Origin of the sequence: Cupriavidus neocaledonicus, from assembly GCF_000372525.1 — a bacterium.
Classification (GTDB): domain Bacteria; phylum Pseudomonadota; class Gammaproteobacteria; order Burkholderiales; family Burkholderiaceae; genus Cupriavidus; species Cupriavidus neocaledonicus.
In genome coordinates, this window is record NZ_AQUR01000102.1 from 134132 (window position 1) to 146659 (window position 12528).

8 protein-coding genes are annotated in these 12528 nt (G+C 70.3%); 5 read left to right on the top strand and 3 right to left on the bottom strand.

Annotated elements, in window-relative coordinates; translation table 11 throughout:
- Positions 1 to 21 precede the first annotated feature (21 nt).
- Together A3AG_RS0120745 and A3AG_RS0120750 are read left to right on the top strand one after the other, a co-directional pair.
- Positions 22 to 1662, top strand: coding sequence for a 5-oxoprolinase subunit B/C family protein (locus A3AG_RS0120745; protein ID WP_018007272.1), 1641 nt, complete (start codon positions 22 to 24; stop codon positions 1660 to 1662).
- A gap of 26 nt (positions 1663 to 1688) precedes the next feature.
- Positions 1689 to 3419 carry an acetyl/propionyl/methylcrotonyl-CoA carboxylase subunit alpha gene (locus tag A3AG_RS0120750; protein WP_018007273.1) on the top strand — a complete coding sequence of 577 codons (1731 nt, stop codon included), beginning with the start codon at positions 1689 to 1691 and terminating at the stop codon, positions 3417 to 3419.
- Positions 3420 to 3580: 161 nt separating this feature from the next.
- Here the strand turns inward: A3AG_RS0120750 and A3AG_RS0120755 are convergent, their stop codons facing one another.
- Positions 3581 to 4447 carry a LysR substrate-binding domain-containing protein gene (locus tag A3AG_RS0120755; RefSeq protein ID WP_018007274.1) on the bottom strand — a complete coding sequence of 289 codons (867 nt, stop codon included), beginning with the start codon at positions 4445 to 4447 and terminating at the stop codon, positions 3581 to 3583.
- 144 nt (positions 4448 to 4591) lie between these two features.
- Here A3AG_RS0120755 and A3AG_RS0120760 point away from each other — a divergent pair, with 144 nt between their 5' ends.
- From A3AG_RS0120760 to A3AG_RS0120770, 3 genes are all read left to right on the top strand, one after another.
- Positions 4592 to 5077 carry a (2Fe-2S)-binding protein gene (locus A3AG_RS0120760; protein ID WP_018007275.1) on the top strand — a complete coding sequence of 162 codons (486 nt, stop codon included), beginning with the start codon at positions 4592 to 4594 and terminating at the stop codon, positions 5075 to 5077.
- On the top strand, positions 5074 to 7218 hold the full coding sequence (locus tag A3AG_RS0120765) for a xanthine dehydrogenase family protein molybdopterin-binding subunit (RefSeq protein WP_018007276.1): 2145 nt from the start codon (positions 5074 to 5076) through the stop codon (positions 7216 to 7218). The genes A3AG_RS0120760 and A3AG_RS0120765 overlap by 4 nt, the downstream gene beginning before the upstream one ends.
- A gap of 169 nt (positions 7219 to 7387) precedes the next feature.
- Positions 7388 to 8419 (top strand): patatin-like phospholipase family protein, encoded by a 1032-nt coding sequence (locus tag A3AG_RS0120770; protein WP_018007277.1) that lies wholly within the window; start codon positions 7388 to 7390, stop codon positions 8417 to 8419.
- On the opposite strand, the gene A3AG_RS0120775 is transcribed toward A3AG_RS0120770, so the two are convergent.
- Together A3AG_RS0120775 and A3AG_RS0120780 are read right to left on the bottom strand one after the other, a co-directional pair.
- Positions 8400 to 9041: an HD domain-containing protein gene (locus tag A3AG_RS0120775; RefSeq protein WP_018007278.1), complete on the bottom strand. Its 642-nt coding sequence runs from the start codon at positions 9039 to 9041 to the stop codon at positions 8400 to 8402. The two genes, A3AG_RS0120770 and A3AG_RS0120775, sit on opposite strands and share 20 nt — an antisense overlap.
- Complete coding sequence (locus A3AG_RS0120780) at positions 9038 to 12508, bottom strand: adenylate/guanylate cyclase domain-containing protein (protein ID WP_018007279.1); 3471 nt, start codon at positions 12506 to 12508, stop codon at positions 9038 to 9040. The genes A3AG_RS0120775 and A3AG_RS0120780 overlap by 4 nt, the downstream gene beginning before the upstream one ends.
- Positions 12509 to 12528: the final 20 nt, after the last annotated feature.

Consider the following 12528-nt stretch of genomic DNA (forward strand, 5'->3'; position numbering starts at 1 on the left):
CGGGTCACTGCGGAGCTCGTCTTGCGTTTCCTGCCCGTTACCTCTAATGCGCTGCTGGTGGAGCTGGCCGAACTGGGCCAGACGCTGGCCTTGCTGGCCTCGCTGCAGCGCGATCCCCTTTACGGCGTGGACGAGTTGGTGCCTGCCGCGCGCACCATCCTCGTGCACTTCCGCCCGTCGGCCACCAGCGCCGCCGCGCTGGTGCGGTCCATCGCCGCGCGCGACCTGTCGCAACGTGTCGAGCGCGGCAGCGTGCTGGTCAAGATTCCGGTGCGTTATGACGGCGAGGACCTGGCCGAGGTCGCGCACCTGTTGCGCATCACGCCGGAGGAAGTGGTGCGCCGCCACTCCGGCAGCGAGTACACCGTTGCCTTTACCGGCTTTGCTCCCGGCTTTGCCTACCTGAGCGGCGGCCACCCCAGCCTCGACGTGCCGCGCCGAAGCACGCCTCGTACGCGCATTCCGGCTGGCGCCGTGGGGCTGGCCGGTACCTTCAGCGGTGTGTATCCGCAGGCCAGCCCCGGCGGCTGGCAGATCATCGGCGTCACCCCGATGGCAATGTGGGACCTGGGCCGCGCACAGCCCGCGCTGCTGCAACCCGGCTATCGCGTGCGTTTTGTCGATATCGCTACGCTCGATGGCGCGTTCGATACCGGCAGCGTTGGCCGGCCGGTGCCCGATGTTTCCCCGGCGGGCGATCGCAGCAGCCACCAAAGCGCTGCGCGCGGCGCCGCCGCGCTGAAGGTGAAGGGGACGGGGTTGCTGACCGTGTTCCAGGATCTGGGCCGCCACGGCCAGGCCGGGCAGGGAGTCTCGGCCTCGGGCGCGATGGACCAGGCGGCCCTCAAGACAGCCAACCGGCTGGTGGGCAACCGCAGCGACGGCGCCGCGCTCGAGACGGTGGGTGGCGGCCTGCAACTGCAGAGCCACGGCGAAACCGTGCTGGCGGTCACCGGCGCCGATGCACCGCTGACGGTGCGCACTACCGATGGCCGGCAATGGAGCGTGCCGAGCCACCAGGCCGTGGCGCTCGCCGATGGCGACACGCTGAGCATCGGCCAGCCCGTCGCCGGCGCCCGCTGCTATGTGGCGGCACGCGGCGGCTTTGCCGTTGCGCCGGTGCTCGGCAGCTGCGCCACCGACACACTGGCCAACGTCGGCCCCGCGCCGCTGAAAGTGGGCGACCTGCTCGGCCTGTTGCCAGCGCCCGCGGGCGCCGTGGTCGGCATGCCAACGCTGCCTGCCCCAGACCTCCCCAACATCGAACAGGAGGTGGTGCTCGACGTGGTGCTGGGTCCCCGTACCGACTGGTTCACGCGCGAGTCCGTGGCGCGCTTCGCGGCGCAGCGCTGGCGGGTCACGCCACAGTCCAACCGCGTGGGTTTGCGCCTGGCCGGCGAAATGCCGCTGGAGCGCGCCATCCCCGGCGAACTGCCCAGCGAGGGCACTGTCCTCGGCGCGCTGCAAGTGCCGCCCAGCGGCCAGCCCGTGCTGTTCCTGGCCGACCACCCGCTGACCGGCGGCTATCCCGTGATCGGCGCGGTGGCACCCCACCACCTGGACCGCGCCGGCCAGGTGCCGGTTGGCGCCTGGCTGCGCTTCAACCCGATCGGCGCCTTCGAAGAACTGAACTCGACTGAACTGCAGCCGTCTGCCGCCTGAGCGCGCGCCTCCAACCGAGATTTGCGATGAAGAAAGTCCTGATTGCCAACCGCGGCGAGATCGCCGTCCGCATCATCCGCGCCTGCGCCGACTATGGCGTGGGATCCGTCGCCGTCTATGCCAACGCCGATATCGACGCGCTGCATGCGCGCCTGGCCGACGAGGCTTACGGGCTGGACGGCGAGCGCCCGGCGGACACCTACCTGAATATCCCCAAGCTGCTCGATATCGCGCGCCGCAGCGGTGCCGATGCCGTGCATCCCGGCTACGGCTTCCTGTCGGAAAGCGAAGCCTTTGCCCGTGCGGTGATCGATGCAGGCCTGACCTGGATCGGCCCGTCGCCAGAGACGATCGCCCGGCTCGGCGACAAGGTAGAAGCGCGCAAGATTGCTTTGCAGGTCGGCGCCCCGCTGGTCGCCGGCACCTCCGACCCGGTCACGGATGCTAACGAGGTACTGGCCTTTGCCGACAAGTACGGCCTGCCGATCATCATCAAGGCCGCCTTCGGCGGCGGCGGCCGCGGCATGAAGATCGCCTGGCGCATGGACGAGGTGGAGGAGCTGTATGCTTCGGCCGTGCGCGAGGCGGTCACGGCCTTTGGCCGCGGCGAGTGTTTCGTTGAGCAGTTCCTCGACAAGCCGCGCCATATCGAAGCGCAGGTGCTGGCCGACCAGCATGGCAATGTGGTGGTGCTGGGCACGCGCGATTGCTCGCTGCAGCGTCGCAACCAGAAGCTGGTGGAAGAAGCGCCGGCGCCATTCCTGACCGACGCGCAGCGCGCGCGCATCCACGCCGCCGCGCGCGACATCTGCGCCGCCGCCGGCTATACCAGCGCCGGCACCGTCGAGTTCCTGCTCAGCACCGGCGGTGCGATCTCCTTCCTGGAGGTCAACACCCGGCTGCAGGTTGAACACCCCGTGACCGAGCAGACCACGGGCGTGGACCTGGTGATCGAGCAGCTGCGCGTGGCCGACGGCCTGCCGCTGTCGATCACTGAAACGCCGGTACCGCTGGGCCATTCGATCGAGTTCCGCATCAACGCAGAAGACGTCGGCCGCGGCTTTCTTCCCACGCCCGGCCCGGTGCAGCGCTTCGACGTCCCGTCGGGGCCCGGCGTGCGCGTGGATTCAGGCGTGCAGTCGGGCTCGGTGGTGCCTGGCACGTTCGATTCGCTGATGGCCAAGCTGATCGTGACCGGCGCGACGCGCGAACAGGCGCTGGCACGCGCGCGCCGCGCGCTGCGCGAGTTCCGCATTGAAGGCGTGGCGTCGGTGCTGCCGTTCCACCGTGCCGTGATCGACCACGCCGATTTCCTCGGCGCGGATGGCTTCAGGGTGCACACGCGCTGGATCGAGTCCGACTTCGCCGAGCCGCTGGCCGCGGCCGCACGCGCCGAGCCCCAGCACGATGGCAGCCTGCTGCGCACCGCCATCGAGATCGACGGCCGTCGCATGGTGCTCGGGCTGCCGGCGCAACTGCTGCGCGGCCTGGCCGACGCCCCGGCGCCGGGCAGTGCCACGACACCCGCGCAGCTGGCAGCCTCCAACGCCGCCGATCTGCCATCCCCGATCGCCGGCACCGTGCAGGCCTGGAAGGTGGCAGTCGGCGATGAGGTCAACGAAGGCGACCCGATCGCCGTGATGGAGGCGATGAAGATGGAGATGCAGGTCCACGCGCATCGCGCCGGCCGCGTAACGTGGCAGGCGGCCGCGGGCACTTTCCTGACGGCGGGGACGCGGCTGGCAAATATCGAGTGACTTCAGTCCAGCGGATGGCAAACTCCCAGGGCGCGCCGCATGTGGCTGCGTTATGAAGGAGGCTACGATAAGGGCGCTGGAGCCAGGATTCGTGAGCGGGGTCACAAACCGGCAGCAATACGGTACGGTGGCGCCAATCTGGTCCAGACAGGCGATCCGTCTCACCGCCGCAAAGCCTCCTCCCGCAACCACTCCGCAAAGCCCCTAATCAAGCCCTGCTTGGGATTATCCCCACGCCAGACGATGTAGCAGTTATGGCTGGCAGGAAAACTGTCCGCCAGTGGCCGCACCAGCCGGCCCGCAGCGATAGCCTCGCGCGCCAGCAAGCCCCGCGTGAGCGCCAGGCCCATGCCGCTGGCCGCGGCTTCGATGAGCAGGGCGCGGCAGTCGAACACGATGCCGTCCTCGGGCTCGTCCAATACCACCCCCGCGGCGGCGCCCCACTGCGACCAGCGGAAGCGCGCGTGCCGCAGCCGCGGCAGGCGCGCGGCATCGGCCGCGGTCATGCCGGCGTGCCGGCTGGCGAAGCCCGGGCTGCAGACCACGATGATGTCGTCGTCCAGCAGCTTCAGGCACTGGTAGCCGGTGAAGGGCGCGGGGCCGTAGCGCAGGCTGACGTCCAGGTCGGCACGGGAAAAGTCGGGGTCCCCGGTGCTGGCGGCGATGGACAGGTCCAGGCCGGGCAGCGCCTCGCGCAACTGCGGCAGCCTGGGCACCAGCCAGGCGCCGGCCAGTTCGGGGCTGACATTGACATGCAGCGACTGGCGTTCGCGCGCGCGCCGCTCGGCCGCGCCGGCCAGTGACAGCTCTACCGCGCGCAGCGCGCGCTCGAGGTCGTCGGCGAGTTCGCGGCCGGTGGCGGTCAGCCCCAGCTGCCGGCCGGCACGCAGGAACAGGGTGCAGCCCAGCTGTGACTCCAGTGCACGGATATGCCGGCTGACCGCGCCATGCGTCACGCACAGCGCATCGGCGGCGCGCGTCATGCTGCCCGTGCGCGCGGTGGCGGCAAAGGCCTGGAGCACTTGCATCGAAGGGAGCCGGCGAATCATGGCTGTGATCTTGCCTCACAGGTGCTGGCAAAACAAGTCGATTGTCCCGCCATGCCGCCCGGCCGATACTGGGCCGCAGCCGAACCGGCCGTCCGGAAGCCGGTGCGCAACGAGGAGACCCCCATGAAACTGCAGTTGAAGATCAACGACAGGCGCCACGCCGTCGAGGCCGAACGCGACATGCCCCTGTTGTGGGTGCTGCGCGATTACCTTGGCTATACCGGCACCAAGTTCGGCTGCGGTGCCGGCCTGTGCGGCGCCTGCACCGTGCATGTCGACGGCAAGGCGGTGCGCGCCTGCATCACGCCTGTCGGCAGCGTGGCGCGCGCCGACATTACTACCATCGAAGGATTGTCGGCCGACAATTCGCATCCGGTCCAGCGTGCGTGGATTGCGGAGCAGGTGCCGCAGTGCGGCTATTGCCAGTCGGGCATGATCATGGCCGCCTGCGCCTGGCTGAAGGACAACCCGTCGCCGCGGCCGGAGGATGTCCGCGCCGGCATCACCAACCTGTGCCGCTGCGGCACCTATCCGCGCATCGAACGCGCCATTCTGCGCGCCGCCAACGCGCAGAATGCGGGCGAGTCCAAGGGGAGGGCGTCATCGTGAGCCATCCCGACACAAGCCGCCGCCGTTTCCTGCAAGCCGCCGGCGCCATGCCCGCGGCGCTGGTGCTGGGCTTCCACCTGCCGCTGGCGAAGGCGGCCGACGCCGGTGCGCCCGCGCGCGACCCGGACGACGTCAACGCCTGGCTGCGCATCGATGCCGATGGCAGCGTGACCATCATGGTGCCGTCGGCCGAGCTGGGGCAGGGCGTGATGACCTCCGCCCCCATGCTGATCGCCGAAGAGCTCGAGTGCGACTGGCGCCAGGTGCGCGCCGAGCTGGCTCCCACCGACCCGGTCTACAACAACCGCATGTTCAAGGTGCAGGCGACCGCCAGCAGCACCTCGGCGCGCTGGTCGTTCGAGCCGCTGCGCCGCATCGGCGCCACCGCGCGCGAGATGTTGCGCGAGGCCGCCGCGCAAGGCTGGAGCGTGCCGGTCGCGCAGTGCCGCGCGGTGCAGGGCGTGGTGCGGCACGAGCCCAGCGGTCGCACGCAGGGCTACGGTGCGCTTGCCGCCCGCGCGGCCACGCTGCCGCGCCCGGCCAACGTGGCGCTGAAGGATCCGCGCGACTGGAAGCTGCTGGGCCGCCCGACGGACCGGCTCGACATTCCGCTGAAGACGCGCGGCGCCGCGGTGTTCGGCGTCGACGTCAGGGTGCCGCGCATGCTGGTCGGTTCGGTGATGGCGTGCCCGGCCTTCGGCGGCACGCTGCGCCGGGTCGATGCCCGGCCGGCGCTGGCGGTACGCGGCGTGCGGCGCGTGGTGCCGCTGGACGACGCGGTGGTGGTGCTGGCCGACAGCTACTGGACCGCCCGCAATGCCCTGGCCGCGCTGCAGCCCGACTGGCAACTGCCGCCAGGGAAGCTGGCCAGCGACGCGGCGCTGATGGCGGGCTACCGCGATGCCGCGCGCAGCGCCTCGTCGGTGGCACTGCGCCATGGCGATCCGGACACGCAGATGCAGGGCGCGCCGGCCTTCACCGCCGAATACGAAGTGCCATACCTCGCCCACGCCACCATGGAGCCGATGAACGCCACCGCCGACGTGCGCGCCGACCGCGCCGAGATCTGGGGCCCGACCCAGGTTTGCGGCGAGATCGCGCAGCGGCTCTCGGGCGTGCTGGGGCTGCCCGCCGACCGGATCGTCGTACATGGAACCTTCGTCGGCGGCGGCTTCGGCCGGCGCGAGGAGTTCGATGTCTTCATCCAGGCCGCGCTGGCGTCGAAGGCGGCGGGGCAGCCGGTCAAGCTGATCTGGTCGCGCGAGGAGGATATTCAGCACGACTTCTACCGGCCCGCGGCGGCGGCGCGCTTCAGCGCGGTGCTGGCCCCGGACGCGGCCGGCATCCGCGCGCTGGATGCGCGCCTGGCCTGCTCGTCGATCTATGTCCGCAATTTCCCGGACCGGGTCAAGGGCGGGGTCGACCCGAAATCGGTCGAAGGGGTGGTGGACCTGCCTTACGCGCTGCCCCACGTGGCGGTGCGCCATGCGCTGGTCAATACCGCTGTGCCGGTCGGGTTCTGGCGCGGCGTGGGTTATACGCAGAACACCTTCTTCGCCGAGAGCTTCATCGACGAACTGGCGCATCACGCCAAAGCCGATCCGCTGCAGTTCCGGCTGAAGCTGCTGGCCGATCGTCCGCGTCCGGCGCGCTTGCTGCAGCGCCTGGCGCAGCACGTGGGCTGGGGCAGCGCGCCGGCAGGGCGCTTCCAGGGCGTGGCGCTGTCGCAGGCGTGGAGCTCGCTGTGCGCGACGGTGCTGGAGCTGTCGGTGCAGGACCGGCGCATCACGCTGCACCGCATCGTCAATGCGATCGACTGTGGAGTCGTGATCAATCCCGCGACGGTCGAGCGGCAGCTGGAGGGCGCCAGCATCTGGGCGCTGAGCGCGGCGCTGTCGGGTGCCATCACCATTGCCGACGGGCGCGTGCAGCAATCCAATTTCCATGACTATCCGCTATTGCGGCTGGCGCAGGCGCCGCGCTTCGAGGCGGTGCTGGCGCCCAGTGGCGAGCGTATCGGCGGCGTGGGGGAATCGGCGGTGCCGACGCTGGCGCCGGCGCTGGCCAATGCGCTGTTTGCCGCGACCGGCCAGCGCCTGCGCTCGCTGCCGCTGGCGCGGCACGGCTTCGAGCTGGCATAGCGGGGCGCGGGTACGTCAGCAAGTGATGCCGCTGCCACGATTGCGGGGACCATCATGACGCAGCGGCGCAGCGCTGTGTGTCATACCACGCACGGCGCCCTACGCCCCCGGCGCGGTTCTTCCCTACACTGGAGCATGGCGCCTTGTCGCCGCCCGAGGGAAGACTCCTATGCCGCCCGAGCCTGTCCAAGTCAAGCCCGTGGCGCTGGCCTTGCAAGGCGGCGGCATGCACGGCGCATTTACCTGGGGCGTGCTGGACCGCCTGCTGGAAGATGGCCGGCTGGCGGTCGAGGGCGTCAGCGCCACCAGCGCCGGCGCGATGAACGGCACGGTGCTGGCCTATGGCCTGATGCAGGGTGGCAGCGAAGGCGCGCGCCAGGCCCTGCATGACTTCTGGCAGGCCATCGCGCATTCGGCGCAGCGCTTCAACCCGTTGCGCTGGCTGCCGTGGTTCAAGGGCAGCCATACGCTGGGGCTGAACCATTCCCCGCTGTACGCCATGGCCGACATCACGCTGCGCCTGCTGTCGCCGTACCAGTTCAACCCGGGCAATGCCAATCCGCTGCGCGACGTGCTGCTTGGCCAGGTGGATTTCGCGGCGCTGCGCGCGCATTGCCCGATCCGGCTGTACCTGTGCGCGACCAATATCGAGACCAGCCGCATCCGCATCTTCGCGCAGGAAGAGCTGAGCGTCGACGCGGTGCTGGCGTCGGCCTGCGTGCCCACGCTGTTCCAGGCAGTCAGCATCGACGGCCAGCATTACTGGGACGGCGGCTATGTCGGCAACCCGGCGATCTTTCCGCTGATCTATCACTGCGAGACCCACGATGTCGTGATCGTCCACATCAACCCGATCGTGCGGCGCGGCGTGCCGACCACGGCGGCGGAGATCCTGAACCGGGTCAACGAGGTCAGCTTCAACTCGTCATTGATGCGCGAGATGCGCGCGATCGGCTTCGTCACCACGCTGATCCAGCAGGGCAAGATCGACCGCAACGAGATGAAGGAGATGTGGATCCATTCGATCCGCTCGGACGAGACCATGGCCGCGCTCGGGGTCTCGACCAAGTACAACGCCGACTGGAATTTCCTGTGCACGCTGCGCGACCAGGGCCGGCAGGCCGCCACGCTCTGGCTCGAGCGCAACTATGACTGCGTGGGCCAGCGCTCCAGCGTCGATATCACCGGCGAATTCCTGTAGGCCCCGGCTGGGCCAGCCGCCAGGCGAGATTGGCGCGCGCCTGCGCCTCGTAGCGCGACTGGAACAGGTCGGTGGCATAGATGCGGGGACTGGCCAGCAGGCGCTGCAGGAAGGCCCGCTCGGCCGCGTCATAGGCGGCATCGTCCAGGTCGGTGCGCTCGGCGCGCAGGCGCGCGCCGTTGTCCTGGAAGCGCGCGCGGCTGTAGCCCAGCGCGGCCAGGTCGATGTCGGCGGTGAAGCGCCCCGCCAGGCTGGCCGGCACGTCGGCGTGGGTGGTCTCCAGGATCAGCGTGGCGACGCGCGCGGCGGCGGCGACGGTGCCGGCGGACCAGTGCTGCAGCCACGCGGCGCTGCGCGCTTCGTTGTCGGCGGCGCCCGGCACGTAGATGACGTCATGGCACCACAGCGCCAGTTCCACGTCGGCGGCATCCGGTATCGCGCTGCGCGCCCAGTCGAGGTCGCGCAGGCACCGGCGCACATGGTCGAGGGTGTGGTAATGCCGGCTCGGCTCGCCGTAGCAGCGCGCCAGGTCGGCATACGCTTCCGCCGCGCGGGTGCCGCCCGCCAGGGTCCAGAGCGCGACAAAGCGCTCTTGCAGCGGGTTGGCGGCGGCGGTGATCATGCGCGCGCCGGACCCGCGTCGCGGGCCGCGTTGTTGGCAAGCTCGGCAAGCAAGGCTTGCGCCTCTTGCCAGTCGGCGCCATCGGTGCCCTCGCTGAAGCTGGCGTGGATGCGCGCCAGCGCTTCGCGCGCGGCGTCGCCCTTGCCCTGGCGCTGCCACAGCCGGGCCAGGCTGAGCGCGGCCTGCAGCTCCAGCGGCCTGGCGCCCTGGTCGTGCGCGACCGCCAGCGCGCGCTGGAAGCAGGCCTCGGCTTCATGGCTGGCGGCGGCGCCGGCATCGGGCGCGGCCAGCTGCAGCAGCATGTCGCCGCGCAGCCGATAGACCACGGCTTCGTCGAGCCGCTCGCCGGTGTCTTCGACCATGGCCTGCGCGCGCGTCAGCACGTCCAGCGCGGCGGCGGGCTGGCCGGCCTTGCCGCAGGCCTCGGCCAGCATCGCCAGCAGGTTTGGCATGCCGAGTTCGCCGCCGGTGGCCTCGTAAGCCGTCAGGCCACGCCGCATCCGCGCAATGCCTTCCTCGTGGCTGCCCTGCTCGGACAGCGCCCAGCCCTGCAGCACGGTGCCCCAGGCCAGGTAGATCGGGAAGCCCTGTTCGCACGAAATCGCAATGGCGGCTTCCGCATACTCCCGGGCCTGCGCGGGATCGCGGCGCCAGCGGTACTGTTCCGCCGCGAACACCAGGCACAACGCCAGGTTGTAGGCATCCGGGCGCGCGCGGGCCAGCGCCAGCGCCTCGCGGCTGCGCGCCAGCGCCTGGTCGGCAAAGCCCTGGTACCACAGGATCCAGGCCAGCGTGCTGGTGGCATGGACCATCGGGTCGCGGCCGTAGCCGGTCAGGAAGTCGTAGGCGGAGTGCTCGGGATGCGGCACGGCCAGCACGGCCTCCATATGCGCGCGCGCTTCTTCCAGCAAGCCCAGGCGGAACAGCGTGGCGCCCAGCGCGCGGTGCCCTTCGGCCAGCTGCTTGGGCTTCTGCGACTCGGTGGCCAGCGCCAGCAGGCGCCGCGCCAGCGGCAGCGACACCTGGTATTGCGCGCGCAGCTGGTAGAACGCCCACATGCCCAGCTGCGCCGAGAACACATAGGGCGTCTGCCGGCCCTGCTCGCACAGGGACATCGCGCGCCGGTAATTGGCCTCCACTTCGGGCGAGGCCTGGCCCCGCGCCGCGATCAGCGCGGGCCCCAGCGTCAGCAGCAGCGTCAGCTCCAGGCGCGCGCGCTCGGGGCTGTCGGGCTGGCGCTTGAGCAGGGCAATGGCCTCGCTCAGGTGCCGGATCGCTTCCTCCTGCGCCGAGCGCTGCAGCGCCTGCTGGCCGGCGCAGTGCAGGTATTCGACCGCCTTCGGCACATTGCCGCTGTGGCTGTAGTGGTGGGCCAGTTCGCTGCAGTAGTCCTTGAGCCGTCCCTGGAACATCGCCTCGATCGCCTGCGCGGAGCTTTCATGCAGCGCGCTGCGGCGCTCGGTCAGCAGCGAGCTGCCGGCCACTTCCTGGGTCAGCGCGTGCTTGAAGGCGTACTCCACCTCGGGGAAGGCGGGCCGTTCGTAGATGAAGTCGGCGCTCTGCAGGTCGCGCAGCAGCGGATGGAGCCGGTCTTCCGGCAGGCCGGTGACGCGCAGCACCAGGCCCAGCGGAAATTCCTTGCCGATCACGGCAAGGGTCTGCAGCAGTTCCTTCTGCGCCAGCGGCAACCGGTCGATACGCGCGGCCAGCACCCCCTGCACGGTGGTCGGGATGTGCAGCAGCGCCGGCGCCTTCTCGATGCGGTAGCTGCCCGGCTGGCCCAGCAGCGCGCCTTCCTCGGCCAGGGTCTGGACCACTTCCTCCATGAAGAAGGGATTGCCTTCGGTCTTGTCGAGGATCAGCCGCTTCAGCGGCACCAGGCTGGGGTCGTCGCCGAGCAGCGCGGTCAGCAGTTCCTGCGCCTCGGCCTGTCCCAGCGGCTGCAGGCGCAGCTGCGAGTAATGCGCGCCCGCGTCCCAGCGATGGCTGTACTCGGGCCGGTAGTTCACCAGCAGCACGATGCGCGCGCCGGGCACGTGGTCGACCAGCATGTTGAGGAAGGCCTCGGTCTCGCCGTCGAGCCATTGCAGGTCTTCGAAGATGACTTCCAGCGGCTGGTTCTGGCTTTCGCGCACCAGCAGCCGCGCGATCGCGTCGAAGGTGCGCTGGCGCCGCAGCGCCGGGTCCATGGTCGGCAGCGGCGAGTCGGGCTCAACCACGCCCAGCAGGTAGAGCAGGTAGGGCAGGTGCTCTTCCAGCGAGCGGTCCAGCGTCAGCAGCCTGCCGGTCAGCTTCTCGCGGCAGCTGCGGTCGCCGTCGTGCGCCGTGATCTGGAAATAGTTCTTCAGCATCTCGATCAGCGGCAGGTAGGCAAAGGCCTTGCCGTGCGACACCGAGAACGTCTCCAGCGCCAGGCAGCCCTGCTGCGACCTGACCTTGAACTCATGGAACAGCCGCGACTTGCCGACCCCGGCCTCGCCGACCACCGCGACGATGCGCCCGTGGCCGGCCTTGGCCTGCTCAAGCGCCGCGTTCAGGTGCGCCAGCTCGTCCTGGCGTCCGACGAAGCGCGCCAGGCCGCGGTGCGCTGCCACCTGCAGCCGCGTGCGCAACGCCCCCGGCCCGATCACCTCGTACACCGCCAGCGGCTCGCGCACGCCCTTGACTGTGGTAGTGCCCAGTGCCGTGAACTCGAAATAGCCCTCGGTCAGCTTGTGGGTCGACTCGCTCACCAGGATCGACGCCGGCGTGGCGATGCCCTCCATGCGCGAGGCGATATGGATGGTGTGGCCGACCGGATCGTAGTCGGTGTGCAGGTCGTCCTTGCGGATCGAGCGCACCACCACCTCGCCGGTATGGATGCCGATGCGGACCTGCAGCGGAATGCCTTGCTCCAGGCGCACGCGGTCGCTGTGCCGGTGCATCGCATCCTGCATGCGCAGCGCGGCGTAGAGCGCGCGCAGGGCGTGGTCCTCGTGGGCGATGGGCGCGCCGAACAGCGCCAGGATGCCGTCGCCGAGGAACTTGGCGACGTAGCCCTCGTAGTGGTGGACCGCTTCCATCATCAGCGTCACCACGGGATCGATCAGCCGGCGCGCGTCCTCCGGGTCCAGGTCCTGGGTCAGCGCGGTGGAGCCGGCCATGTCGGCAAACAGCGCGGTGATGGTCTTGCGCTCGCCGGCGGTTTCGCCGCGGGCTTCCATCGCCGCCTGCTCGGCCAGGATGCGCCCCGCCAGGTGCGGCGGGGTGTAGTGGACCGGCGCCGGACTGTCTGGGCGCGCCGGGGCGGGCGCAGGCGCGGTGCTGGCGGGCGCGTCGGGCAGGCCAACGCCGCAGACGCGGCAGAACCGCGCCGCCGCGGTGGCCTCGGCGCCGCATTGCGGGCACACGCGGGCAAGCCGCGCCCCGCACGCCTCACAGAAGTTGGCGCCAGCAAGATTGCCGAAGCCACATTGGCTGCAGCGCATTTCGCCTCCCGGCCGTCATT